This is a genomic window from Pseudovibrio exalbescens DSM 16456, from assembly GCF_000422785.1.
Classification (GTDB): Bacteria; Pseudomonadota; Alphaproteobacteria; order Rhizobiales; family Stappiaceae; genus Pseudovibrio; species Pseudovibrio exalbescens.
Genome location: NZ_KE383919.1, coordinates 111,755 through 135,725, shown reverse-complemented (window position 1 = coordinate 135,725; position 23,971 = coordinate 111,755). Strand labels below are relative to the sequence as shown.

The 23,971-nt window shown below is 56.2% G+C and carries 21 protein-coding genes and 2 tRNA genes; 18 read left to right on the top strand and 5 right to left on the bottom strand.

Features of this window, described 5'->3' with window-relative positions:
- The first annotated feature begins 36 nt into the window (after window positions 1-36).
- Together G512_RS0117480 and G512_RS0117470 are read left to right on the top strand one after the other, a co-directional pair.
- On the top strand, window positions 37-3,186 hold the full coding sequence (locus G512_RS0117480; protein WP_028482829.1) for an efflux RND transporter permease subunit: 3,150 nt from the start codon (window positions 37-39) through the stop codon (window positions 3,184-3,186).
- A 361-nt stretch (window positions 3,187-3,547) separates the two neighbouring features.
- Window positions 3,548-3,895 (top strand): hypothetical protein, encoded by a 348-nt coding sequence (locus tag G512_RS0117470; protein ID WP_051269566.1) that lies wholly within the window; start codon window positions 3,548-3,550, stop codon window positions 3,893-3,895.
- 36 nt (window positions 3,896-3,931) lie between these two features.
- Here G512_RS0117470 and G512_RS0117465 read toward each other — a convergent pair.
- The 3 genes from G512_RS0117465 to G512_RS21645 form a co-directional block, all read right to left on the bottom strand.
- A tRNA-Gln gene (locus G512_RS0117465) sits at window positions 3,932-4,005 on the bottom strand.
- 112 nt (window positions 4,006-4,117) lie between these two features.
- Window positions 4,118-4,191, bottom strand: a tRNA-Gln gene (locus G512_RS0117460).
- Window positions 4,192-4,379: 188 nt separating this feature from the next.
- Window positions 4,380-5,381, bottom strand: coding sequence for a LysR family transcriptional regulator (locus G512_RS21645; RefSeq protein WP_208975056.1), 1,002 nt, complete (start codon window positions 5,379-5,381; stop codon window positions 4,380-4,382).
- A gap of 123 nt (window positions 5,382-5,504) precedes the next feature.
- Here G512_RS21645 and G512_RS0117450 point away from each other — a divergent pair, with 123 nt between their 5' ends.
- The 14 genes from G512_RS0117450 (at window position 5,505) to G512_RS0117385 (ending at window position 19,069) form a co-directional block, all read left to right on the top strand.
- A complete protein-coding gene (locus G512_RS0117450) occupies window positions 5,505-6,371 on the top strand; it encodes an ABC transporter permease (protein WP_028482826.1) in 867 nt (288 codons plus the stop codon).
- 1 nt (window position 6,372) lies between these two features.
- Window positions 6,373-7,158 (top strand): ABC transporter permease, encoded by a 786-nt coding sequence (locus G512_RS0117445; protein ID WP_028482825.1) that lies wholly within the window; start codon window positions 6,373-6,375, stop codon window positions 7,156-7,158.
- A gap of 31 nt (window positions 7,159-7,189) precedes the next feature.
- On the top strand, window positions 7,190-8,329 hold the full coding sequence (locus tag G512_RS0117440; RefSeq protein ID WP_028482824.1) for an extracellular solute-binding protein: 1,140 nt from the start codon (window positions 7,190-7,192) through the stop codon (window positions 8,327-8,329).
- A gap of 74 nt (window positions 8,330-8,403) precedes the next feature.
- The gene (locus tag G512_RS0117435) at window positions 8,404-9,489 is read left to right on the top strand and encodes an ABC transporter ATP-binding protein (RefSeq protein WP_028482823.1); all 1,086 of its coding nucleotides are present in this window, start codon (window positions 8,404-8,406) and stop codon (window positions 9,487-9,489) included.
- The gene (locus G512_RS0117430) at window positions 9,486-10,841 is read left to right on the top strand and encodes an aminotransferase family protein (RefSeq protein WP_028482822.1); all 1,356 of its coding nucleotides are present in this window, start codon (window positions 9,486-9,488) and stop codon (window positions 10,839-10,841) included. Before G512_RS0117435 ends, G512_RS0117430 begins: the two co-directional genes overlap by 4 nt.
- 13 nt (window positions 10,842-10,854) lie before the next feature.
- Window positions 10,855-11,784, top strand: coding sequence for a BKACE family enzyme (locus tag G512_RS0117425; RefSeq protein WP_028482821.1), 930 nt, complete (start codon window positions 10,855-10,857; stop codon window positions 11,782-11,784).
- A complete protein-coding gene (locus G512_RS21640) occupies window positions 11,784-12,287 on the top strand; it encodes a GNAT family N-acetyltransferase (protein WP_051269564.1) in 504 nt (167 codons plus the stop codon). Before G512_RS0117425 ends, G512_RS21640 begins: the two co-directional genes overlap by 1 nt.
- Window positions 12,268-13,290 carry a histone deacetylase family protein gene (locus G512_RS0117415; RefSeq protein ID WP_028482820.1) on the top strand — a complete coding sequence of 341 codons (1,023 nt, stop codon included), beginning with the start codon at window positions 12,268-12,270 and terminating at the stop codon, window positions 13,288-13,290. The genes G512_RS21640 and G512_RS0117415 overlap by 20 nt, the downstream gene beginning before the upstream one ends.
- Window positions 13,287-14,387 (top strand): NAD(P)/FAD-dependent oxidoreductase, encoded by a 1,101-nt coding sequence (locus G512_RS0117410; protein WP_028482819.1) that lies wholly within the window; start codon window positions 13,287-13,289, stop codon window positions 14,385-14,387. Before G512_RS0117415 ends, G512_RS0117410 begins: the two co-directional genes overlap by 4 nt.
- A 16-nt stretch (window positions 14,388-14,403) precedes the next feature.
- Window positions 14,404-14,754, top strand: a complete 351-nt coding sequence (locus G512_RS0117405) for a RidA family protein (RefSeq protein WP_028482818.1) — start codon at window positions 14,404-14,406, stop codon at window positions 14,752-14,754.
- Window positions 14,755-14,884: 130 nt separating this feature from the next.
- The gene (locus tag G512_RS0117400; protein ID WP_073833342.1) at window positions 14,885-15,886 is read left to right on the top strand and encodes an amidoligase family protein; all 1,002 of its coding nucleotides are present in this window, start codon (window positions 14,885-14,887) and stop codon (window positions 15,884-15,886) included.
- A complete protein-coding gene (locus tag G512_RS21635) occupies window positions 15,883-16,581 on the top strand; it encodes a gamma-glutamyl-gamma-aminobutyrate hydrolase family protein (protein WP_073833311.1) in 699 nt (232 codons plus the stop codon). Before G512_RS0117400 ends, G512_RS21635 begins: the two co-directional genes overlap by 4 nt.
- 479 nt (window positions 16,582-17,060) lie before the next feature.
- A complete protein-coding gene (locus G512_RS22500; protein ID WP_228130531.1) occupies window positions 17,061-18,365 on the top strand; it encodes a Ppx/GppA phosphatase family protein in 1,305 nt (434 codons plus the stop codon).
- Complete coding sequence (locus G512_RS0117385) at window positions 18,362-19,069, top strand: RlmE family RNA methyltransferase (protein WP_028482815.1); 708 nt, start codon at window positions 18,362-18,364, stop codon at window positions 19,067-19,069. Before G512_RS22500 ends, G512_RS0117385 begins: the two co-directional genes overlap by 4 nt.
- Window positions 19,070-19,089: 20 nt before the next feature.
- Here G512_RS0117385 and G512_RS21630 read toward each other — a convergent pair whose 3' ends face one another.
- Window positions 19,090-20,523 carry an MFS transporter gene (locus G512_RS21630; protein ID WP_036490059.1) on the bottom strand — a complete coding sequence of 478 codons (1,434 nt, stop codon included), beginning with the start codon at window positions 20,521-20,523 and terminating at the stop codon, window positions 19,090-19,092.
- Window positions 20,524-20,854: 331 nt separating this feature from the next.
- On the opposite strand from G512_RS21630, the gene guaB reads away from it, so the two are divergent.
- Entirely contained in the window at window positions 20,855-22,357 is a 1,503-nt protein-coding gene (gene guaB, locus G512_RS0117375; protein WP_028482814.1) for an IMP dehydrogenase, read from the top strand.
- A 106-nt stretch (window positions 22,358-22,463) separates the two neighbouring features.
- On the opposite strand, the gene G512_RS0117370 is transcribed toward guaB, so the two are convergent.
- On the bottom strand, window positions 22,464-22,658 hold the full coding sequence (locus G512_RS0117370; protein ID WP_028482813.1) for a hypothetical protein: 195 nt from the start codon (window positions 22,656-22,658) through the stop codon (window positions 22,464-22,466).
- A 401-nt stretch (window positions 22,659-23,059) separates the two neighbouring features.
- On the opposite strand from G512_RS0117370, the gene G512_RS0117365 reads away from it, so the two are divergent.
- The gene (locus G512_RS0117365) at window positions 23,060-23,725 is read left to right on the top strand and encodes an OmpA family protein (RefSeq protein ID WP_028482812.1); all 666 of its coding nucleotides are present in this window, start codon (window positions 23,060-23,062) and stop codon (window positions 23,723-23,725) included.
- The last annotated feature ends 246 nt before the right edge of the window (window positions 23,726-23,971 follow it).

Here is a 23,971-nt window from a genome sequence, read left to right as displayed (position 1 = left end):
AGCCCCTCTGCGATGAACCCGTGAGTACATGTTAAGATGAACAAGCCGAGCTCTTCTCCCGACAAGGCGCTCTACAGCGGCATTTATGCTCTGTGTGTGCGCCGGCCGGTCTTGGCCATTGTCCTGAACTTGATCCTTGTGGTTGCCGGTGTTGCGGCCTTGCTGGGCGTCGAAATCCGGGAAATGCCCAACGTGGACCGTCCCGTGATCTCGATCACCACCACCTACAAGGGGTCCCCGCCCGAAGTCGTTGATGCTGAAATTACCAGTGTGGTGGAAGAGGCTGTGGCGCGCACCTCAGGTGTGTTGTCCATTTCGTCCACATCAAGCTATGGTCGCAGCCGCGTGACTGTTGAGTTCAACGACAGTGTGGACCTTGGCGAAGCGGCAAACGATATTCGCGACGCAGTTGGTAGTGCTGCTCGCGACCTGCCTGAGGACGCCGATACGCCCGTGGTCGTGAAAGCGGACGCAGACGCAGAACCGGTGATGCGGGCTACCGTTACATCCTCTCAGATGTTGATTGAGGATCTGAGCGCGCTCACCGAGGATGTGATCGTGGATCGGATTGCCGCCGTTCCGGGTGTGGCCAGTGTGGATGTCTATGGCAGCCGAGAGCCCATCTTCAAGGTCGCGTTGGACATGACGGCGCTCTCCAGTCGAGGCCTGACACCACAAGACCTGAGGGACGTGCTGAGTGAACTGGCCATGGATACCTCTGGCGGCGCGCTGGAGACCACCTATCAGGAACTGTATGTGCGCGCTGACAGCGACATTGAAACCGCTGATGACATTGCCAACGCCAAGATCAATGCCACAACCCGCGTGAAAGATGTGGCCATTGTCACCTATGGTCCGGACGACGCAGCATCCGGTGCGTTCATCAACGGTGCACGGGCCATTGGGTTTGGCATTGTGCGTGCTGCCAGTTCCAACACCATAGAGATTTCGCAGGGCGTTCGCGCGGTCATTGATGAGCTGCGTCAGCAATTGCCAGATCACGTTTCCATCAACATCACGTCGGACGATGCGGTTTTCATTGAAAGCGCCATAACTGAAGTTGTATTCAGCCTGCTGTTGGCCACGGTGATTGTTATTGCCATCATTCTCGTATTCTTGCGATCATGGCGTGTCACCTTGATCCCGGCAGTCACGGTGCCGGTTGCGCTAACGGGTGCCGTTGTGGGGATCTGGTTGGTCGGGTTTTCCATGAACATCCTCACTTTGCTGGCATTGTTGCTTGCCACAGGCATGGTGGTTGATGATGCCATCGTGGTGCTGGAGAACATTACCAAGCGCATACACAAGGGAGAGGGCGCGCGTGCGGCCGCCATTCTGGGCACCAAGGAAGTGTTCTTCGCGGTTATCAGCACCACGGCGACGCTGGCCGCAGTCTTCATTCCCATCTCGTTCTTGTCGGGCAGCGTGGGCAAGTTGTTTTCGGAGTTCGGGTTTGTTCTGGCCATTTGTGTCGGACTGTCGTCATTCGTGGCCTTGACGCTGGCCCCGATGATGGCCTCGCGTTTGCTCAAGCCGCTTAAACCGAACGAAGCTGAGTTCTCGCCCATTTGGGCGCCGGTGACCTGGATTGGCGAGCGGCTTGCCGCCCTTTACGAGCGGATTCTGGCTGTTGCGCTGAAAGTGCCAGCCCTGGTCGTCATTATTTCAATCGGGTTCGGTGCGTTGGGCTGGCAGTTTTATAATAGCCTGCCGGAAGAGTTGACGCCCTTGGAAGATCGAGCCATCGTGTTGATGTTCGCCCGCACGCCTCAGGGCTCCAGTCTGGACTACACCCGGTCCAAGCTCAGCGAAATCGAAGACATCGCGCGCAGTTATGTTGATAGCGGTGAAGCGCAAGCGTTGATGACGATCGCAGGTATTCGCAATTCAAAAAACACAGGCTTCCTGATCATGCCCCTGCAAGGATGGTCGGACCGTGATCGCAGCCAGCAAGCCATTGTCGCAGAGATGAATCAGGCCCTGCGCCAGCTCAAGGGAATTGATATCTTCCTGATTCAGCCGAATACGCTGGGCATTCGGGGGGCCGGCGAAGGGCTGAGCTTTGCACTTACCGGCACCAACTACGATGTGCTGGCCAAGGGCGCACAGGATCTGACCTACGCACTTCAAAGCGAGTTGGGTGACAAGATTGGACGCGCCAACATCGATTATGAAACCACCCAGCCACAGTTGCTGTTCAGTGTGGACCGTGAACGTGCAAAAGACCTAGGTCTGTCGCCTCAGATCGTCACCGCAACCTTGCGCATGTTGCTGGAAGGATCGGAAGTTGCCGAGCTGTTCGTGGAAGACGACAGTATTCCACTGATCATGGAGGCAGGTGCAACGCCATTGCGCTCAACGCGCGATCTGGAAAACCTGTTCGTCAAGGCGTCAGACCGTATCATGGTGCCCATGTCGTCCATTGTGAGCGTGTCGGAGGAAGCGGTTGCTCCCTCCCTGACCCGAGAGCGCCAGCAGCGTGCGGTGCCCATCTCCATTGGCTTGGCAGAGGGATATGACCTGTCTCATGCGATTGAGGACTTGCAGCGAATTGGCGATGAAGTGTTGCCGTCGGAAGTCTCCATAACGCTACTGAGTGAAGCGGCGGTATTGGAGCAGACCTCCTCTAACATTCTGATCACGTTCGGCTTTGCCATCCTGATTGTCTTTCTTGTGCTGTCAGCTCAATTCGAGAGCTTCATCAGTGCGATCGTGATCTTGTCGACGGTTCCGTTCGGTCTGGCGGCGGCGATCTTCGCTATCGCTCTGACCGGCGGGTCGCTCAATGTCTACAGTCAGATCGGCATGGTGCTTCTGGTTGGCATCATGGCTAAGAACGGCATTCTTCTGGTCGAGTTCGCTAATCAGTTGCGCGAGCAGGGAAATGATGTGAGGCAGGCCATTCATCAGGCCTGCTTGCAGCGATTGCGCCCCGTCATGATGACGGTCATCTCCACGGTTCTGGGCGGTGTACCCCTTGTTCTGGCGTTTGGCGCCGGCGCCGAAGCGCGTATGGAGCTGGGGTGGGTCATGGTGGGTGGTCTTGGGTTTGCCACCTTTGCCACCTTGTTTGTGACCCCGGCCGCCTATCTGTTACTCGCCAGATTCAGCAAGCCGCGTCACCATCATCTCAGCCGCGTGCATGAGGAAATGCTGGCAGCTCAAGTGCCAAAGGCGGATGGATAGATCTTGTCGTTCTTGTTGAATGTCGAAAAGGCCCGCAGCGCGCGGGCCTTTTTGCTGTGATGTCCCCAGTGTTTTCCCGCGCTGGAAGGCATGACGCGGGCATTGAATGTTGGTGTTGCGCTTGCCAGAAACGGGGGCTGAATCCTCAAGATTACTTTCATGATTTACTGAAGAGTGAGAGGTAATTGTTTTGGGTTCTCTGTATAAAATTCGCGATCCCCGTTCAAATAGGGTTTTGTGCAAGAAAGAAACAATTGCATAATAATTGAATCAAAAATGTCATCAAAATGAAATAAAGCGCAACAAATGCGCCTTCCTTATGGTAAGGTTTTGGGGTTGATAACGAGAAAAGGCACTCCCCATGACGATAAGGCGGACGCATCATGTTCTGGCTCTGGTAGCGCTTGGCTGCCTGACGCTTTTTACCCCGACTTCTGCGACGGAGATCCAGAAGCTTTCCGTTGTTGAGGGCCGGGCAGAGGTCATCGATAAAGGTGCTTTGCGGATTTATGATACCTATGGCATCACTCAGGTTGAACTGATGTGGCCTGCCAAGTCCGAGATCGATTTGCATGGGCAACTGATCGGGGCCAAGTCGGTGAAATGTTTGCTGTTTGGTGACACCACGTCCGTGAGCTGCCTAGCCTTTGATGCGTTCGGCTCATCGTGGCAGTTAGGCGGCAGGAAGACCTTTGCCCTGACACGCTAAGTCACTGTACAAGCTTGATGAATTTTACGGAAGGGATGGCTGGGGAACCTGGACTCGAACCAGGACTGACGGAGTCAGAGTCCGCTGTTCTACCATTAAACTATTCCCCAGTAGAACAATGTTGCTGGCTTTCAAAACGAAGCCTTGAAACATCATGTGAGCTCGTGCGGCCTGTGCTGCACGCCTGATCTTCTGTTCAGATCAAACAACGCCGAAATAGATTGGCTGGGGAACCTGGACTCGAACCAGGACTGACGGAGTCAGAGTCCGCTGTTCTACCATTAAACTATTCCCCAGTAGAACCAATATGTTAGGCGCAAAAGTGCAATGGAAAGCTCAACCATCGCGGCCGGTGGAAGGCTATTTATGACTTGCGCGCACGCTTGTCAATCGTTGGAGGCAAGTTCCGCCAAAAAACCAAGCATCCCCGCGCTCATCTGTGTAAAACATGTCGGGATCTAAGGATTATTGCGCCACTTGCGCTTCATGGCAGCGGCAGGTGGGCGCTGCGGCCTCTTTCACTCATGGTTTCAAGCGAATAGGTGCGCTGCTCGATCGGGGTCATCTCGATCAAGTGCAGCAGCTTGGCCAGCAAGGCCTGTTCCGCGCGGTTCATCTTGGCCTTCGGGTTCCAGACAACATGCACATCAATGGCAGGCAAACTGTCATAGGGCGGCAGTTGCCACAAGATACCATCTCGCAAGTCACGCCCAACCACATGAAGCGGCAAGGGGCCAACACCCAGACCGGCTACAATCAGACGGCGAACCTCCTCTAGGTTTGCCGAAGTGGCTACGACCCGGTCATCCAGAGCCAGCTCTGCGCGCAGCAAAGAGACCGGACGAAGGGCTTCGCTCATCTGGTCCGTGATGAAGGATACTGAAGACTGGCCCGCCAAATCGGACTTGGTCAGATCAGAACGGCCAAACAAGGGATGCTTGGGGCCGCAAAACAACCCGAAGAATTCCCGGAAAAGACGACGATACTCCAGCCTCGGATTTCGGTCCCGTACCAGACACACCGCAAAAGAGGCCTGACTTGCGTTCACCGCCGCCAAACTCTCTCGACTGGAGGCAATGTCAATGGAGAGGGTCGCATTCGGATGTTCCTCATGAAAGTCACTCAGTGCCTGATCGAGTAGGGGACATGTCACATGCGATGCCATAGCGATGCGCACATGGCCACGCACGGCATCTGTGATCTCGCGCATGATCGTGTCCAGGCGCAGGATCGAACCGTAGATCTCAACGGTTTCCTCGTACAGCATCTTGCCGGCTTCAGTCAGGTGAAAATGACCCGGCGTGCGCACGACCAGTTTGCGGTCCAGGTGGTCTTCCAGACGCTTGAGTGCGCTTGAGACGGTAGGTTGCTTGAGCCGCAAAGTTGTGGCTGCCTGAGTGATGCTGCCGGAACGCGCGATGACCATGAACGTACGCAGCAGATTCCAGTCCAGATTGCGAGCAAGTCGTTCAGCAGAGTCGATCACTTAACTGCGCCTATTGATGAGATTTATAATCAAAATTCCGATTATCTATTTGCTCAATGGTTAGGGCTCTGCAACTCTAGCGTCAAGTAAAAACACCTATAAAACTTCCAAGAGGGATATCATATGACGGTGGAGACGCGCGAAGCGCGACAGCCGATCATTCTACTTACGCCTGCGCTAAGCACGATTGGGCTACTGCTCATTGTGCCGCTGGGGTTTGTAGTGGTCTATTCGTTCTGGCTGCGTACAGCGACCGGGGCGGATCAGGTTGGCTTTTTTCTGGACAATTGGGTCGAGTCGCTGACGGACCCGTTCTATCGCGACATTCTTCTGAACACGATCAAGATTGCGCTGATCACCACCGTGGTATGTGCACTGGCAGGCTATCCGACGGCCTACTTCATTGCTCGTTCAAATGGCAATCGGTTGGTGCTGCTTCTGCTTTTGATGCTGCCGTTCTGGATCAGCTATATCATTCGTACAATGTCCTGGATCAACATTCTGGGCGTTTCCGGGGCCTTCAACTGGGCGCTGATGTCGGTGGGGCTGACCAGCGAACCCATCCAGATGCTTTACAACGAGGCAACCGTCATTCTCGGGCTGGTTCATTTCCTGCTGCCCTTCATGATCCTGAATGTCTACGTGAGCCTTGAAGGTATTGATCGCACGCTGGAAGATGCGGCGTGCTCCCTGGGGGCCAACCGATGGAGGGCCTTTCTTGAGGTGACATTGCCCCTGTCTCTGCCCGGGCTGGCGGCAGGCGGGTTGCTGTGTTTCGTTTTGGGCGCGGGCACCTACATCACGCCGCTGGTTCTCGGTGGACCGACCGATGCCATGTTCGCCAACCTCGTTTTTGAAGCCATCATCACCCAGTTGAACTGGCCGCTTGGCTCGGCCTTGTCCTTGATGTTGCTGGTGGTTCTGGGCGCTGTTGTGATGGTCTACAACCGGTATCTGGGCATGACGCAACTCATGAAGGGGTTACAGTAGGATGGGTTGGTTTCTTGTTCGTGGCTGGGCGTTTCTGGTCTATCTTTTCATGTTCTTGCCGGTTGCGGTGGTGGTGCTGCTCAGCTTCAATGCGAGCCAGTTTGGCAGCTTTCCCATGACGGGTGTTTCATTGCGCTGGTTTGCCGAGCTGTTCTCCAATGAAGCCATACTCCGGGCCTTCCGCACTTCTTTCATTCTGGGTTTGTGTACGGCCATGATCTCGACCGTGCTGGGTGTTTTGGCCAGCATGGCTCTGGTACGCTACAAGGTGCCCGGACGGGCGGTGATCTCCATGTTGTTGATCGCACCCATTCTCATTCCCGAAGTTGTTTTGGCTGTTGCCTTGTTGCTGTTCCTGAACTTCTTGTCCCTGAACAAGAGCTTCGGCATGCTGCTCATGGGGCACGTGGTGTTTACCCTGCCATTCGTCGTGTTGGTGGTCCAAGCGCGGCTTGTGGCAATCAAACGGGAATACGAGGAGGCAGCCCTGAGCCTTGGTGCCAATCCGGTGCAGACCTTCTTTCAGATCACACTACCGCTCATGGCTCCAGCCATTTTTGCGGGCATGCTGTTCGCTTTCACCATCAGTTTTGACGATATCACCGGAACATTGTTCTGGAAGCCGGGAGGGGTGGAAACGGTTCCAACCCAGATCTTCGCCATGCTGCGCAATTCCATTTCTCCAGAAATCAATGCGCTGGGAACGGTGATGATCCTTCTTACCGTCGGGCTTCCACTACTCGGAGCTGCCATCGCCAGAAGAATGGCAGGAAAAATAAATACTTAAATCACCTTCACACAAAAACACAGAGGGACGCATGGACAATACGAAACGATACGAGCGCTTGCTTGAGCGCTATGGTAATGGCGATCTTTCCCGCCGCAAATTTCTCGGGCTTTTAGGGGCTGCGGGTCTGGCTTACGGGGTCCAGATGCCGTTTTCCAAGGGCGCATTGGCGGCCGTGAGTGAAGTTCGCTTTGACGGTTGGGGCGGGGTTGTTTCGGAAGCTTTCCGTAAACATGCCTTCGATCCATACACCAACGCGACGGGTATCAACGTGGTTGATGGCACGTTTGGCGGTGGCGATGAATATCTGTCGCGCGTCAAGGCCAGCCAGCCCGGTGAATACAACATTGCCCATCTGTCCGGCGTGTTCGACTACGCCCGCTATCACAACCTTGGCCTTGCCTCGGAGTTGAACGAGGCCAATATCCCGAACCTTGCGAACGTCATTCCGAAACTGATTGATGTTTTCCGCAATGTGACCGGCGGCACCTTGTCGTGTGTCCCTTACGACTATGGCACGACGGGTCTGGCCTATAATCGCAAGTTCATTTCCGATGACGAGATGAAGGAAAAAGGCGCTCGCATCCTTCTTGAAGAAAAGTTCAAGAACAAGATCGGCGGTTGGAGCGATTGGCGCACTCGTATCTGGTACGGGTCCCTGCAAACGGGCCAGAACCCGAATGGGGCTGAGGATATGGACGCCGTTTGGGATGCCATCCGAACCCACCGGGACCTGGCATTGAAATACTGGAACTCCGGTGCTGAGTTGATGTCTTTGCTGGCGGAAGAGGAAATCTACGTCACTGAAGGCTGGTCCGGCCGCATTTATGCGCTGCAGGAGCAGGGGCACGATATTGGTTACTACGATCCGCCCAACAGTTTCGGGTGGCAGGAGTGCCTGTTTGTCATGAAGGGGTCGCCGATGGCCGAGTGTGAAGAGCTGCTGAATTTCATGCTTGAGCGCGATACAGCGGTGGCCGTGGCTGAAGGCCAGAATTATCCGCCTGCGTTGGATCCCAACAAGGTCGATCTGGGCAAGAAGGTGCCTACACTTCCTGCGTTCGATCCAACCGGAACCTTGAACGGTCTGACCTTTGCTGATCCTGCATACTGGAACGGTAACGAGGCTGAATGGTCCAAGACGTTCGGCCGGGTTCAGAAGGGCTACTAAGCTGACATCGCGGCGCGTCGCACTTTGAAGGCGGCGCGCCCCGCAAGAAGAACAGGAAAGTTGGAGAGTTTGGCGTGGGCACGGTAACACTAGAGAATGTCAGTAAAAGGTTTGGCGGGTTCACAGCCGTTCATCCCACCTCCTTGCATATCCCAGAAGGAAGCTTTCTCACCCTTTTGGGACCATCCGGGTGCGGCAAGACGACGACACTGCGCATGATCGCCGGGCTTTTGGATCCCTCGGACGGCGAGATTTTCATCAAGGGCAAATCAGTCAACAACTTGCCGATCTACAAACGGAATCTGGGCATTGTGTTCCAGAACTATGCCTTGTTTCCGCACAAGACCATTTTCGAGAATATCGCCTTTGGCTTGAAATATCGGGGCGTTTCGAAGCAGGAAACAGCGCGACGGGTCCGCGATGTGTTGGATCTCGTGCAACTGCCTCACGTAGCCGATCGCTACCCCAAGGCCTTGTCTGGTGGCCAGCAGCAGCGAATAGCTCTTGCCCGCGCCATTGTCATTGAGCCGGATGTTTTGTTGTTGGACGAGCCGCTATCGGCTCTGGACGCCAATTTGCGCGAGGATATGCGCGTGGAGCTTAAGCGCATTCAGCATCAGATTGGCATTACCACCGTCTTCGTAACCCACGATCAGTCGGAGGCTCTTGCCATGTCTGATGAGATCGTTGTCATGTCGGCAGGGCGCATTGAGCAGCAGGGACAGCCGGAAGCGGTTTACAACACGCCGGCAACCGAGTTTGTGGCCCGCTTTCTGGGCGCCTCCAACGTGTTGCCCGCCACGACACAGGTTATGGCCGCTGAGGACATTCAAGTGGAAACCAACCACTTCGGTCGGCTGGTGCTGCCACGCAAGCGCGCGCCCCAGATCGAGGGCGAGGGACGCTCCCAGCTGATTGTTCGTGCCGAGAAAGTGCATGTTGAGCCAGCCGGTCAAACAATGGACGGCGCCATTAGTGTGCCGGGCCGTATCGAGGCGGTCGACTATCAGGGTCAGGCTGTGCGCTATTTTGTGCGGGTGGGGGATACTCAGCTGCAGGCGCTTAATATGATCAAGGAACATCCGTTTGAAGAAGGGGCAGAAGTCTCCGTGAACGTAAGGGGATGGGATTGCACCCTGTTGCCGGAGGCTGCAGCATGACACAACGCCCGGAAAGCAAGCTGTTTTATCAATCCCGCCGAAGGCGCCCGCTGCTGGATCAGGCGCGCGGGGTCTACATGTGGGATGTAGACGGCAAGCGTTATCTCGACGGGTCCTCCGGGGCCATGGTGTGCAACATTGGGCACTCAAATCCGCATGTATTGGAATGCATGCGCCGGCAGATGGACAAGTCCAGCTTTGGATACCGCTTGCACTTTGAAACGGAGCCGGCCGAGCAACTCGCTCAAAAGCTGGCATCTCTGGCTCCTGAAGGGCTGGAAAAGGTGTTTTTCGTTTCCGGCGGTTCAGAGGCAGTGGAGAGTGCCATCAAGCTGGCGCGCCAGCATGCGGTGGCAACCGGGGACAGCCAGCGTTACAAGGTTATCTCGCGCTATCCCAGCTACCATGGCTGCACACTCGGGGCACTGGCTCTCACGGGGTATGCGCCCATGACGGCACCCTTTGATCCCATGATGCAATCCATGCCGAAGATCCCCGCACCACGGGCCTATCTGGACGGATTGGATCCGGAAGACGAGGCGACCGGTAAATTCTATGCGGATATGCTTGAGGAGGCCATTCTGCAGGAAGGCCCTGAGACTGTTCTGGCTTTCATGGTCGAACCAGTCGGCGGGGCCTCAACCGGGGCTTTGCCACCGCCGAAAGGCTACATGCAGAGAATCTCGGAGATTTGTCGGCGCTATGGTGTTCTGTTGATCCATGACGAGGTTATGACCGGCGGGGGCCGTACAGGAGCTTTCTTCGCTGGTGATCATTGGCAGGTGGAGCCAGACATTCTGGTGCTCTCCAAGGGCCTCGGTGCGGGCTATGCACCGCTGGGGGCCATGATTGCGCATGAGCGGATTGTCGAGCCGGTGTTGGACAAGGGGGGCTTTATCCATGGCTACACTTATGCCGGCAATCCGTTGGCGTGTGCTGCCGGGTTGGCTGTAATCGAGGAAATTGAAGCTCACCAGATGATGGCGAATGCGTCGTCAATTGGAGCGGAGCTCAAAGCTGGATTGCAACAACTGATGCAGCGCCACGAGTTGATAGGCGACGTGCGCGGAAAAGGGTTGCTCCTTGCTTTCGAGTTGGTGGCCGACCGAGAGACCATGGCCCCATTGCCTCGGGAAGCCGGGGCCTTCGACAAGCTGGTGGAAATCGCCTACGACAAGGGGCTCATCATCTACTCGCGGCGGACGCGGGGTGGGTACACTGGGGACCACTTCCTCGTTTGTCCGCCCATGATAGCAACAGCAAACCACCTGGATGAGATTCTCACCACGTTGGATGCTTCCTTGACCACCTTCACCAACGACCTGAAGCCGGACTTGTTGAAAGCAGGCTAGGATCCCAAGGGCCATGTCAAAAATCATCATCACCTGCGCGGTGACGGGGTCGATTCATACTCCGACCATGTCGCCGCACCTGCCATATCGTCCGCAGGACATCGCCGAGCAGGCCATTGAGGCCGCCCATGCAGGGGCCGCCATATTGCATCTTCATGCCCGCGACCCTCAAACTGGTCGCCCGTCAGCGGATCCAGCGCATTTTGCTGCGTATCTGCCGCAGGTAGCGCGCTCATGTGATGCTGTTCTGAACCTGTCTACCGGTGGCAGTGCGGTCATGACGCTGGAAGAGCGCTTGCAGGCGCCGCTTCAGTTCAAACCGGAGATGTGTTCGCTCAACATGGGCACGATGAATTTTGCGCTCTATCCGGCTGCGGACCGGTTTACCAACTGGCAGTTCGACTGGGAAAAACCGTTTCTGGAAAACTCTGATGATCTGGTCTTCAAGAACACGCCGCGAGACATTGCGACCGTCTTGACCAAACTCGGCCAGGAGCGCGGAGCGCGCTTCGAATTCGAGGTTTATGACATTGGTCATCTTTACATGCTGGCCCACTTTCTCGACCGTGGGTTGATCAAGGCCCCGCTGTTTATTCAGTTTGTTTTTGGTGTTTTAGGTGGTGTTGGCGCCGATCCCGATCATTTGACACATTTGGTAGCTACAGCCCAGAAGTTGTTTGGCGATGACTTTTCGTTCTCTGTTCTGGCAGCGGGGCGGCACCAGATGAATTTTGCCGCCATTGCCGCGGCCATGGGCGGGCATGTTCGAGTTGGGCTTGAAGACTCGCTCATGATTGCACGTGGGCAGCTTGCTCGTTCCAACGCCGAACAGGTACGAAAGGTCACAGCCATTGTGGAAGCGCTGGGCAGGGTGCCCGCGTCGCCTGATGAGGCACGACAGATGTTGGGTCTCAAAGGGGCTGAGAAAACGGAAATGAAGTAATGAGCACTGTGACATTGAGAAAAGCGGAAGCCAGAGACGCGGAGCGTTTGCATGACGCGTTGGAGCAGCTTTCGAACGATTTGGGTGATGACCACCGAGCCACGGCAGCAGATCTGCTGCGTCACGGTTTCGGCGCATATCGTGCCTTCTTTGCTGTCATAGCCGAAAAGCAGGAAACCGGAGAAACACTCGGTGTTGCAATGGCATCGCCGGTTTATTCAACCGTGAAAGGGGCCGCTGGCCTTTACATTTCGGACCTTTGGGTTTCCGAAAACGCCCGTGGAATGGGGCTTGGGCCCCGTCTTCTGGCGGCAGTAGTAGCCGAAGTGCCCTCGGAATGGAATGTCGGCTTTGTCAAACTCACGGTGTACGAAGACAACCCGAGAGCACGTCAGTTTTATGATCGGCTCGGGTTTTGGAAGGACCCTCGCGAAACGGATCTCATCCTCGGCGGGAAGGAATTTAAGGAGCTGATGAGCGCAAATGAAGGCGATAGTCGATGACCGGCAGGCCAAACATGACCCAAAGCATTTCATGGCGAATGGTGTTGTTTTGCCAAATCCGGAGCAGCCAGCGCGCGTTGAGGCGCTGATCCGAGGTGCCCGAGCTGCGGGCTGTGAGTTTCAGGCCCCGACCGACCATGGCTTGGGGCCGATAGCGGCTGTTCATTCCAGTGAGTATCTGGTGTTCCTCAAGAACATCTATACCCGCTGGCAACGTATTGATGGCGCAGCTGCAGAGGTGATCCCCAATATCCATCCTGATCGCCGAGAGGCTAGCTACCCGAAGTCGGCCGTCGGGCAGGCCGGATATCATCAGGCCGATACCTCGTGCCCCATAGCCGAACACACGTTTGAGTCAGCCTATTGGTCAGCACAAACGGCCATGACGGGTGCAAACCTGATGTTGGCCGGCGAACAGAGTGTCTATGCCTTGTGCCGGCCCCCTGGCCATCATGCGTTCTCAGATTTGGCCGGAGGTTTCTGTTTTTTCAATAATGCTGCCATCGCAGCGCGATATCTGGCTTCTCAGGGCAAGCGGCCGGCCATTCTTGATGTGGATGTCCATCACGGGAATGGGACACAGGGCATTTTCTATGGGAATGATGAGGTGCTGACTGTCTCCATTCATGCCGCACCCGAACGTTTCTATCCGTTTTTCTGGGGGCATGCGCATGAACGGGGCGAAGGCGTTGGTCTTGGATCCAACCTTAATTTGCCACTGCCGCGGGGTACGGGAGATGATGTTTACCTGCAAACACTGGACAAGGCTCTGGAACGGATTCAGGCCTACGGGTGTGATGTCCTGATCGTGGCGCTGGGCCTTGATGCCTATGAAAACGACCCCCTCAAGGGCTTGGCTGTCACCACAGCCGGTTTCAAGCGTATTGGTGCAGCGATTGCCGCTCTGGGTCTTCCCATGCTGCTGGTTCAAGAGGGGGGCTACCTGTCCGCCGAGTTGGGCGACAACCTGACCCATTTTTTGCAAGGGGCTGAAGGTCAATGACACATGTAAGCGATGTAATCGTAATTGGTGGCGGAATCGCCGGAATCGGTGCAGCAGCACACCTCAGCTCGGCTGTTCAGGTTACCGTATTGGAGGCAGAAGGAGCCATCGGTCACCATAGCACGGGCCGCTCTGCTGCGATCTTCATCAAGAATTACGGTAATAGCACTTTGCGCAAACTGAATGCAGCATCAGAGCCTTTCTTGATGAACCCCGCGGGTGTGTGCGACGAGACGCTGCTAACGCCGCGTGGGCAGTTGCTCATTGCAAATGCCGATGAAGTGGATGAATGGGAGGCCTATCTGGAAGGGTCCGATGGCATGGAGCGTCTGACACCGGCGCAAGCTGTCGACCTTGTGCCAATCCTTAAGCCTGACCAACTGGCCGCCGTAGCCTATGAGGGTGCGGCGCAGGACATTGATGTGGACCGCCTGCTTCAGGGGTATGCGCGCAAATTGCGCCGCGATGGCGGGCACATCGCGCTCAATGCGGCGGTGGAGACCATCACCTACGAAAACGGACAGTGGACGATTACGGCCTCCGGTCAAACGTATCAGGCGCCTGTGGTGGTCAATGCAGCGGGCGCATGGGCCGATCACATCGCGCAAAAGGCAGGCGTTGCCACCGTGGGTCTGGTTCCAATGCGTCGTTCAGCTGCGATCATACCCGCGCCGGATGGGCACGACGTTAGCCGGTGGCCCATGGTGGCCAGTGCGGCCAACTCGTTCTACGCCAAGCCCGAAGCGGGAAAGATTATGGTCTCGCCCGCCGATGAAGACCCGGTCGAGCCCCACGATGCCTGGGCTGACGACATGGTGCTGGCTGAAGGTTTGCATCGCTATGAACAGGCGGTCACAAGCCCGGTCACCCGTGTTGAGCACAATTGGGCCGGTCTGCGCAGTTTTGTGGCCGACCGATCACCTGTTGCGGGGTTTGCGCCCTCGGCGCAAGGTTTTTTCTGGCTGGCTGCTCAAGGGGGCTACGGCGTTCAAACGGCTCCCGCCATGTCGCAGCTCGCGGCAGACCTGATCCTGAACCGAACACCGGCATTGGATGCTCAGGTGGTTCAGGCGCTGTCTCCAGAGCGTTTTCACTAAGCAAAGGACAAATCAAATGACTGAGATCAAGCGCATGCATGTCGGCGCTCGCATGAGCCAGATCGTAACACACAACGGCACCGTCTGGCTTGCCGGACAAGTGGGCAATCCCGGAGAAAGCGCCGCGGACCAAACACGCACCATTCTGGCTAACATCGACAAGCTGCTGGCAGAGGCCGGGTCGGACAAGACGCGTGTTCTCTCGGCAACCATTTGGCTGTCCGACATGAAGTATTTTGCTGAAATGAACGAGGTTTGGGACGCGTGGGTGCCGGAAGGTCATGCACCGGCGCGTGCCTGCGGTGAAAGCAAGCTGGCAACTCCAGAGTTCCTTGTTGAAATCATGATTGTTGCCGCTCAGGCTTAACCTGAGCATGAAAGAAAGCGAGGTCGGCGGGAGGCGCAATTCCGCCGATCTTTTTGATTCTACGGCAAATGTGGCACGGAATGCCCTTTTTCGCGACTATGTTAGCTGCGTGAGGGAAAAGGGGTATTCAATGAATTTCGATTTGCAGGAATACGTTAGAGAAGAGCGCCCTCGGCACGTTGGGTTCGAGATTGAATATGCTGGCGTTGGATTGCGTCCAGTGGCGGAAATCATTGCCGGTCTCTATGGTGGAACCATTGATCTGGAAAATGATCTGGCCGGCAAGGTGCGCGATACCCGTTGGGGTGATTTCAAGTTGCTTCTGGATTCAGCGCCGTTGCACAAACTGCATGGCGCGATCACACGAGCCGGTGCGGACGTGAGCGATTTGCCCGAAATGTTGCGGGATATACCCCAAAAACTCGGGGATACTCTGGGTGAAGTCTCCGCCCACATCGTCCCCTTCGAGGTCGTGCTTCCCCCTGTGCCGGTCTCCGATATTCCGGAGCTTGAGAACCTGGTTGTCGCCTTGCGACAGCAAGGAGGACTGGGCACCCGAGGAAGCCTGATCTATGCCTTTGGATTGCACATAAATCCGGAAGCAGCTTCATTGAGCACCGAGAGTATCCTTGGTCATCTCCAAAGCTTTCTGCTTCTTGAGGCGTGGCTACGCGAAGAGCACAACGTGGATTTCACGCGGCGCTTGTCCGGGTTCATTGCGCCGTTCAGCAACGACTATCGCAAACTGGTCCTCAATGCTGCCTACAAGCCGGATCTCACGCAGTTGATCACGGACTATCACCGCTTCAATCCAACCCGTAGTCGCACGCTTGATCTGCTGCCGTTGTTTTCTCATCTGGACCACGCAACGGTTGAACGCCTCTACGGCAAGGAAGAGAAGATCTCACCGCGACCGACTTATCACTATCGTCTCCCGAATTGTGAGTTGGGCAACGCGGACTGGACCTTGGGGGTGGAATGGGAGCGGTGGCGCATCGTAGAAACGCTGGCGGCTTCTCCCGCCAAACTCGCGCGTTTCATGGAAGCGTGGCAGCACCATTATAGTCGCCTTTTGACCAGCGAGTCGGACTGGCTTGATTTCATAGACAGGGAACTGCCAAAATCAGAATGATGCGTTCAAGGCCTTTGATCGGAGTAACCACGTCGGACCGTTCGTCCCGTACGCTTTGGGTGTTTTCCTATCTGGCGGTGACAATGGCTGGCGGTCGGGTTAAGAAAATCAAACCCGGTGTGGATCTGCATACCGCCAATTGTGATGGTTTTCTGATCACTGGCGGGAGTGATATTGACCCCGCACTCTACAATCATGAAAACACCAGTAGCTATGGATTGGACAAGGCGCGCGATGCGATGGAATGCGCGCTGGTCCGCCACGCTGTAGAGCACGGCAAACCCGTGTTCGGCATCTGTCGCGGTGCCCAGATGATCAACGTTGCGCATAACGGGACCTTGCACCAGAACGCACGCGATGTTTACGAAGGCTTCAGCCCTCATTCCAACATGATGCGCAAGATCTATGCTCGCAGGCGGGTTTATCTTGAGCAAGCGTCGCTCGTAGCCAAAGCGTTCGGCGGTGACATGACCCCAAAGGTGAACAGTTTGCACCACCAGTCCATTGGCGATCTTGGGCAGGGTCTGCGCGTTACGGCGCGCGACAGTCTCGGCATGGTACAGTCAGTAGAAGCTGGCATGCGGCACAATCATTACATTCTAGGCGTTCAGTGGCACCCTGAATTGATCCTCTACAGGCCGTCCAGCCGCCGGCTTTTCCGCGGATTTGTCGAGGCTTGCAGCGCAGGTCTCTAGAATGGGCTCGGGTGCCGACGACGGAAACCAGTAGGGGGTGCACGGAATTAGCTTTGTACCACCTGAAAGCGCCCATTGCCCTGTGCGTCGTGAGTGCCTAATATAAGGGTAACTTGAAATGACTTGAGCTGCGCCATGTCCGCGGCTCCACAAAGGCACAGTACTTGAGCAAAACGGGTGACGATTCCTCTACGCAAAGAGTGAAGTCGTCCGGCGCGAAGAGCGGCCACTACGCAACCAAAAGACGTAGACGGTCGAGGAAAAGGAACGGAGGCGGAGGTGGCCAGACGCAAGCCCCAGCGCCAGTTCAGGCATCCAACTCACCAGTAGCGGCTGGTGAGAGCGGTTCTACGCGTCCGGAAGGCATCAAGCGTCAGCGGAAAGCGCGTCGACACAAGCCCAACAGGGCTGAGCGTCGAGCGTTGGCAAACAAAAACAGAACGCTTCCTGTGGTTCACGTAGAGCCAGATGGAACGTCTGTGCATATCGAAACGCCGCCGCCTCCACCAGAACCCGAGGTGGCCCGGCAGGAAAACAAAAACGACTTCCATAAACAGGCGGACGACAAACGAGCCAGACACGGTTATGGCCGCGGATCACATGGGGTCATTCGTGATCGCGAGGAAGAAAGCCGGCGATCGGATGGGACGCAGCGTGGGCGAGAGCGCAATCACCGTGGACCGCGCTCTGAACGCGGGGCATCGCCGCACCGGTATCCGCCTAACGGGCTTGGGTCGCCGCAGGCCCAGGTCAATGGCGCCAGCAAGGAGCTGTACGCCGCGTTGGATCTGGGCACAAACAATTGTCGATTGCTGATCGCGCGGCCGGAGCAGCGCGGTTTTCGTGTGGTTGATGCCTATTCGCGCATTGTGCGGCTCGGAGAAGGGGTCGGATCCTCGAAACGGTTATCCAATGCCGCCATGGAACGAGCGATCGAAGCTCTCAAGGTCTGCCGGCAAAAGCTGGATGAACGCGGCGTGCGGCGATCGCGGTTGATCGCAACGGAAGCATGCCGTGCCGCGGATAATGGCGTTGACTTCATCAATCGGGCCCGCAAGGAAGCTGGCCTCGATCTGGAGATCGTGACGCAGGAAACAGAAGCGCGCCTTGCCGTTGCAGGCTGCGTGTCCCTTGTTGATCCGGAAGCCGATGGCGTTTTGCTGTTTGATATTGGGGGCGGTTCCTCCGAGATTGTCTGGCTTGATTTGCGCAATCGCTACGGCGCACGGGGATTTGCGCTGACTCGTTTCATTCGCACATGGATTTCGCTGCCGCTGGGTGTCGTCAACTTGGCTGAGCGACATGGCGGCAAGAATGTTACTTCCGACTTGTTCGAAGCCATGATAGAGGACGTTTCTGAAAAACTGGAGGCGTTCCCGTTAAGCTCTGAACTGTTGAGTGCGATCAACGCTGGAAACGTCCATATGCTGGGTACTTCAGGCACGGTAACGACCTTGGCCGGGGTACATCTGGACCTCAAGCGCTATGATCGTCGCCGCGTTGATGGAGCGTGGATGGATACAGACGACGTCAGCGCCATGGTTGGCAAACTGCTTTCCATGTCCTACGAGGAGCGCGTTTTAAACCCGTGTATCGGTGAAGACCGTGCTGACCTGGTGCTTGCTGGTTGCGCCATTTTGGAAGCGATCCGGCGGCGCTGGCCCTGTGAACGCCTGCGGGTTGCCGACAGGGGACTGCGCGAGGGTATCCTTATGGAAATGATGGCCTTCGACAAGGTATGGCGCAACAACAAGCGACGCGGTGGTGGAAAGGAAAAAAGATGAGTGGCAACACCAGTGGCCGCGGACGTGGAGACCGAGGGATGTTCCAGCGCGTGAAAACTGCGCGGCGTCGGTCCAACGCGTCTACACTTTGGCTGCAACGCCAGCTGAACGATCCGTATGTGCAAAAATCGAAGATCGATGGTTATCGATCCCGGGCGGCTTACAAGCTGCTGGAGATCAATGACAAGCACAAGCTGCTCAAACCTGGTATGCGCGTGGTGGATTTGGGGGCAGCTCCTGGAGGGTGGTGTCAGGTGACAGTACCCATCGTCGGTTCTACAGATGATGCGCCCCTTGTGGTCGGCATCGACTATCTGGAAATGGAACCGATACCCGGTGTCGTGCTGTTGCAGAAAGACTTTCTGGATGATGATGCTCCGGAGCTCTTGATGAACGCGCTTGGCGGGCATCAGCCGGATATGGTGATGTCCGACATGGCCGCGCCAACAACAGGGCATCGGCAGACGGACCATTTGCGGACCGCATATCTGTTTGAAGTGGCAATCGACTTTGCGCGGCAGAACCTCGCGCAGGGCGGTATGTTCCTTTCCAAGGTATTTGCTGGTGGCGCCGAGGCCTCGTTGCTGCAGGACCTGAAGAAAGAGTTCAAGTCCGTGGCCCACATCAAACCACCGGCGAGCCGCAAGGAAAGCCCGGAGATGTACATTCTTGCAAAGGGTTATCGCGGCGATAACAGCCGTTAGAGCTGATCCCGTATGCCCGCTCAGTTGCGGCTGTCCGAAGGCGGGCGGGCCGCATGGCCAACTGTAGTTGCCTCATGGCGGGACGCTTCGGCGCCTGCCTGAGGGCTCAGGCGCACAAACTCAAGGATCGCTGCAAGCATGATGATTGAGATGGCCGCAAAACTGAGTGAGAAGTCGGTGGCCGTTACAGTATCGGCGCCTCGCACCGATTGAAACAGATGCAGCAGCATTGCCCCAATCCCGACCCCCATCGTTATGGAGAGTTGCTGGGCCATGGCACTGAAACTGGTCGCGCGGCTCATCTGGTCATCATCCAGTTCGGAATACCCGACCGAATTGATGGCGGTGAACTGCAGCGACCGGAAGAAACCGCCCAGATACAACAGGAAAAACATGAGCGCCGGTGCGGTGTCCTGCCGAAACAGGGCCACAATGGCCATGGTGGCGGACACGACCACCGTGTTCCAGATCAACACGGTTCGAAAACCGAACCGTGACAACAAACGCGCGGCAAACATCTTCATGGACAGGGCGCCTAGCGCCGCGGCCAGAACGATCAGGCCAGATGCCAAAGGGGTCTTGCCGAAACCTTCCTGCAACATCAGCGGCATCAGAAACGGATAGGCTCCGTTCCCAAACCGGAAGAGCGTACCGCCAACAACACTTGCCCGAAATACCGGTATCCGCAGCAATGTAAGGTCCAGAATGGGTGTCGGAACCCGCCGGGCATAAAACACATAGCCGGTGAACGCGACCACGGCAGTGCCAAGCAAGGAGAGGGAGAGAGGCGCCACTGGTCCCCGTTGCAGGATTGCCTCTATCCCCAACACCAGCGCCACGGCTCCAACACCGAGAATGAAAAAGCCTGCCCAATCGAAGGGCCGTGGGTCTTCGGCCTTGAAATTTTCAAAGAACAGCAGCGCCATGACAACCCCGATCAAACCGATGGGGATGTTGATCCAGAAGATCCAGTGCCAGCTCGCGTAAGTGACCAAAAAGCCCCCGAGAGGTGGCCCAAGTACAGGTCCAACCAGCGCAGGCACACTGACCCAGACCATGGCCTGCACCATGGCGTGGCGGGGTGAGGACCTGAGCAGAACCAACCGGGCGACGGGTAGGGTCATTGCCCCGGCCATGCCCTGAAAGGCCCGTGCAACAAGAAGCTGGGTCAGGCTATCGGAAAGGCCGCAGGCGATGGATGAGGCCATGAAGAACAAAAGCGCGGCGATAAAAACCGGCTTCGTGCCGAAACGGTCCGCAATCCAGCCGCTCATGGGAATGAACACAGCCAGCATGAGCAAGTAAACCGACATGGTCATGTGCATGGACACGGCGGAAACGCCAAAATCGCGGCTTATTGCAGGAAGCGCGGTTCCCAGAACGGTGGCGTCAATCATGTTGAGCATCAACGCGCAGGAGACAATAAGGGCGATAAGGCGTAATCGGGGTGTCACAGGCAGAACTCGTGGTTTGGCACTTGTGGGAGGTGCTTGACGAAGGGCAGAGCACAATAGGCGAGTCGGACAAAGGGGCAAAGGTTACGTGCGTACACAGATGAGTGAGCGCCGCGAAACGTAAACCGCACGCGCGACAGGCGCGCCTCTACGCAGTAGCGCGACACCAGCCTTTCGTCTCCTGAAATATTGCAGGGGTGTCTTTTCAAGGTCGCAATCCCGTGGTAATGACCCGCGTCAACTTCTCTAGGCAGAGCTGGTTTAGTCAGCAAACCGTTTCGTATCTGCGAGATGGTAAGTGTGCCGCATACGACTTGAAGGGAAATTGGCAATGCCGACATTTTACGAGCCCTCGTTCGGTCAACAAGCGTTGACCTTTGATGATGTGCTCCTGTTGCCCGGTCACTCGGAAGTGATGCCGGGTCAGGTCAACCTCACCTCGCAGATTACCCGCAACATCAGCCTGAGGCTGCCGATCCTGTCCGCAGCCATGGATACGGTGACGGAAGCTCGGTTGGCCATCGCCATGGCACAGGCTGGCGGGATCGGGATCATCCATAAAAACCTCACTAACGAGCGCCAGGCTGAAGAAGTCCGTCAGGTGAAGAAGTTTGAAAGCGGCATGGTGGTCAATCCTCTGGTGATTGGCCCGGATGCGAGCCTGAAAGACGCGCTCGATTTGATGGATCAGCACAAGATCTCGGGCATTCCCGTTGTCGAGAATGGCCAGAATGGCGGTTATTTTACGGGGCGTTTGGTCGGTATGCTGACAAACCGCGACGTACGGTTCGCCTCTGATCCGAAGCAGCGCGTTTCCGAGTTGATGACCAGCGAAAATCTCGTCACCGTTCGCGAAAACGTGAGCCAGGAAGAGGCCAAGCGTTTGCTGCACCAGCATCGCATTGAAAAGCTTCTGGTGGTCGACGCCAATGGCCACTGTATCGGCCTGGTGACTGTTAAGGACATTGAAAAGGCTACGTTGAACCCCAACGCGTCCAAGGACGATCAAGGGCGTTTGTTGGTAGGCGCTGCCACCAGCGTTGGCGATGAAGGGATGGCCCGTGCCGAAGGTCTGATTGATGCGGGCGTTGATCTTCTCGTGGTGGATACAGCACACGGTCACTCGCAGGCCGTCATCGACATGGTTGCGCGCGTCAAGAAGCATCACGGCAATGTGGAAGTTGTTGCTGGCAATGTTGCAACGCGTGAAGGCACGCGGGCCTTGATTGAGGCCGGTGCAGATGGCGTGAAGGTGGGGATCGGCCCTGGCTCCATTTGCACAACGCGGATTGTTGCCGGTGTGGGTGTTCCGCAGTTGACCGCCGTCATCGAATGCGCAGATGAGGCCGCAAAGCTGGGTACGCCGATCATCGCTGATGGCGGCATCAAGTTCTCCGGCGACATGGCAAAGGCCTTTGCAGCCGGTGCATCCGGCGCCATGGTTGGCTCCTTGCTGGCCGGAACCGAGGAAAGCCCGGGCGAGGTGTACTTGCACAAGGGCCGCTCTTACAAGGCCTATCGCGGCATGGGGTCTGTTGGGGCCATGGCCCGTGGGTCTGCCGACCGTTATTTCCAGGCGGAAGTCAGCGACAAGCTCAAGCTCGTTCCCGAAGGTATTGAAGGACAGGTGCCTTACAAGGGACCGCTGATGAGTGTTCTGCACCAGCTTTCTGGCGGCTTGCGTGCGTCCATGGGCTACGTTGGTGCCCCAACCGTGCCTGAGTTCCACAAGCGTGCCACCTTTGTCAGGATTTCTGGAGCATCATTGCGTGAAAGCCATGCTCATGATGTGACGATCACAAAGGAAAGCCCAAACTATCCGGGTGCTGTTTGACCCCGTAGACGGTTGCGTTTGAAACGAGATGAAAAAGGAAACGGCTGTGCGAGGGGATCTGGCACAGCCGTTTTCTGTTCCTGAACACAGGTCCGCTTTTATCGCCTTATTCCTGATGGGGATTCAAGAGATCCTTGCCCAGATAAGGGGCAATGAAGTTCCACCCCCGATCCAGAAAATAGGCCAGAACCAACGCTGGGACCATACCTGCTGATTGCCATGTCACGTATAGAAAAAACGTGATCATAAGCGCGGCCAGCGCCAGAACGAATGTCGCTTCAGGTGGATACTTGTTGTACATGGCCAATCCAATCCCCGTAGTCAGGCTGTTCTTGTGGAACCCCGAACTACGGTCATCGCGTGTGATGGGCTATGAAGACCGCGCTCGGCCTTCATACATTCCAACAGAAACACAATAACGCAAATCAGCGCACCATGCCCATGGTCAATTGGGCTTAAGAGCAAAGAAGAGGCAAGACAAAGACGAAGGAGAGATGCTCTCTCGCTAAGGATTCACTCTGCGATTGCGTACCGACAATGCCAGAAACCCCAAGAAAAGACGTGGATTTTCTCGCTGAGCCATCTTATTGCACAGGAGAGAATGCTAGACCTTCCTACACAGTGATTCGATCATGCGTGGAGGGGAGATGGGTTTCTTCCCGGAGAACGCATACAACCCTCTGAGGGACTTTTGGGCGAATGATGATGAAAAAACTGCTGCACGCATCCTTGGCGATGGCAATGGCACTCAGCGTTGCTGCGTGTACAACCACGGATCCATACACCGGTCAGTCCGGTATCTCTAACACTGCCGCCGGCGCCGGGATTGGTGCTCTTGGTGGCGCTGTTGTGGGCGCGATTGCCGGTGGTAGTGATCACCGTGCTGAAGGCGCGCTGATTGGTGCCGCTGCTGGCGGTCTCGTTGGCGGTGGTGTCGGCGCTTACATGGATCAACAGGAAGCACGGTTGCGCCAACATTTGCAGGCCAGCGGCGTTTCTGTAGCGCGTAATGGCAATGACATCATTTTGAACATGCCAAATGAAGTGACCTTCCGTACAGATGAAGCAGCCTTGAGCGGGCGCGCCATGCAGGTACTCTCCAGTGTTGCTCTTGTGGGCAAGGAGTTTAACCGCACGCGTCTGAATGTGTTGGGTCACACCGACAATACCGGTTCGGAACAGCACAACATCAAGCTGTCCCAGCGTCGTGCGGATAGCGTTGCCGCATACCTGATGAACCAGGGCATCGCGCCGTCGAGAATTTCCTCTTATGGCTATGGCTACTCTCGGCCGATTGCTTCCAACGCAACGGAAGCCGGGCGGGCACAGAACCGCCGGGTAGAGATCGTTCTCAGCCCGCTGCAATAAGTACAGCAGCATGTGATATTCAAAACCCCGTTGACGTGAATGCGTCAGCGGGGTTTTCTGCATGCGCTCCTCAGCCTGTGGAAGGGGCTCAAGACTTCTTCGGATTTTCTCTGGTAAAAAGGAGCTGTTAGTATAGACAGAAGGCTAACTGCTGCATTACAGGGCAGAGATATTTTGATGTTGGATGCCGCCAAACGAAAATCAAAATCGACGGCAGCAACGGGTACTGACGTGTTTCGGAAGAAG

What these genes read in the sequence shown, in the direction of transcription:
- G512_RS0117450 (WP_028482826.1), top strand. Translation starts at nt 5,505, where the DNA reads ATGACGGTGGAGACGCGCGAAGCGCGACAGCCGATCATTCTACTTACG.
- G512_RS21635 (WP_073833311.1), top strand. Translation starts at nt 15,883, where the DNA reads ATGATGCGTTCAAGGCCTTTGATCGGAGTAACCACGTCGGACCGTTCG.
- G512_RS0117415 (WP_028482820.1), top strand. Translation starts at nt 12,268, where the DNA reads ATGAAGGCGATAGTCGATGACCGGCAGGCCAAACATGACCCAAAGCAT.
- G512_RS0117445 (WP_028482825.1), top strand. Translation starts at nt 6,373, where the DNA reads ATGGGTTGGTTTCTTGTTCGTGGCTGGGCGTTTCTGGTCTATCTTTTC.
- G512_RS0117410 (WP_028482819.1), top strand. Translation starts at nt 13,287, where the DNA reads ATGACACATGTAAGCGATGTAATCGTAATTGGTGGCGGAATCGCCGGA.
- G512_RS0117440 (WP_028482824.1), top strand. Translation starts at nt 7,190, where the DNA reads ATGGACAATACGAAACGATACGAGCGCTTGCTTGAGCGCTATGGTAAT.
- guaB (WP_028482814.1), top strand. Translation starts at nt 20,855, where the DNA reads ATGCCGACATTTTACGAGCCCTCGTTCGGTCAACAAGCGTTGACCTTT.
- G512_RS0117385 (WP_028482815.1), top strand. Translation starts at nt 18,362, where the DNA reads ATGAGTGGCAACACCAGTGGCCGCGGACGTGGAGACCGAGGGATGTTC.
- G512_RS0117370 (WP_028482813.1), bottom strand. Translation starts at nt 22,658, where the DNA reads ATGTACAACAAGTATCCACCTGAAGCGACATTCGTTCTGGCGCTGGCC.
- G512_RS21640 (WP_051269564.1), top strand. Translation starts at nt 11,784, where the DNA reads ATGAGCACTGTGACATTGAGAAAAGCGGAAGCCAGAGACGCGGAGCGT.
- G512_RS0117430 (WP_028482822.1), top strand. Translation starts at nt 9,486, where the DNA reads ATGACACAACGCCCGGAAAGCAAGCTGTTTTATCAATCCCGCCGAAGG.
- G512_RS0117425 (WP_028482821.1), top strand. Translation starts at nt 10,855, where the DNA reads ATGTCAAAAATCATCATCACCTGCGCGGTGACGGGGTCGATTCATACT.
- G512_RS0117480 (WP_028482829.1), top strand. Translation starts at nt 37, where the DNA reads ATGAACAAGCCGAGCTCTTCTCCCGACAAGGCGCTCTACAGCGGCATT.
- G512_RS0117470 (WP_051269566.1), top strand. Translation starts at nt 3,548, where the DNA reads ATGACGATAAGGCGGACGCATCATGTTCTGGCTCTGGTAGCGCTTGGC.
- G512_RS0117400 (WP_073833342.1), top strand. Translation starts at nt 14,885, where the DNA reads ATGAATTTCGATTTGCAGGAATACGTTAGAGAAGAGCGCCCTCGGCAC.
- G512_RS0117405 (WP_028482818.1), top strand. Translation starts at nt 14,404, where the DNA reads ATGACTGAGATCAAGCGCATGCATGTCGGCGCTCGCATGAGCCAGATC.
- G512_RS0117365 (WP_028482812.1), top strand. Translation starts at nt 23,060, where the DNA reads ATGATGAAAAAACTGCTGCACGCATCCTTGGCGATGGCAATGGCACTC.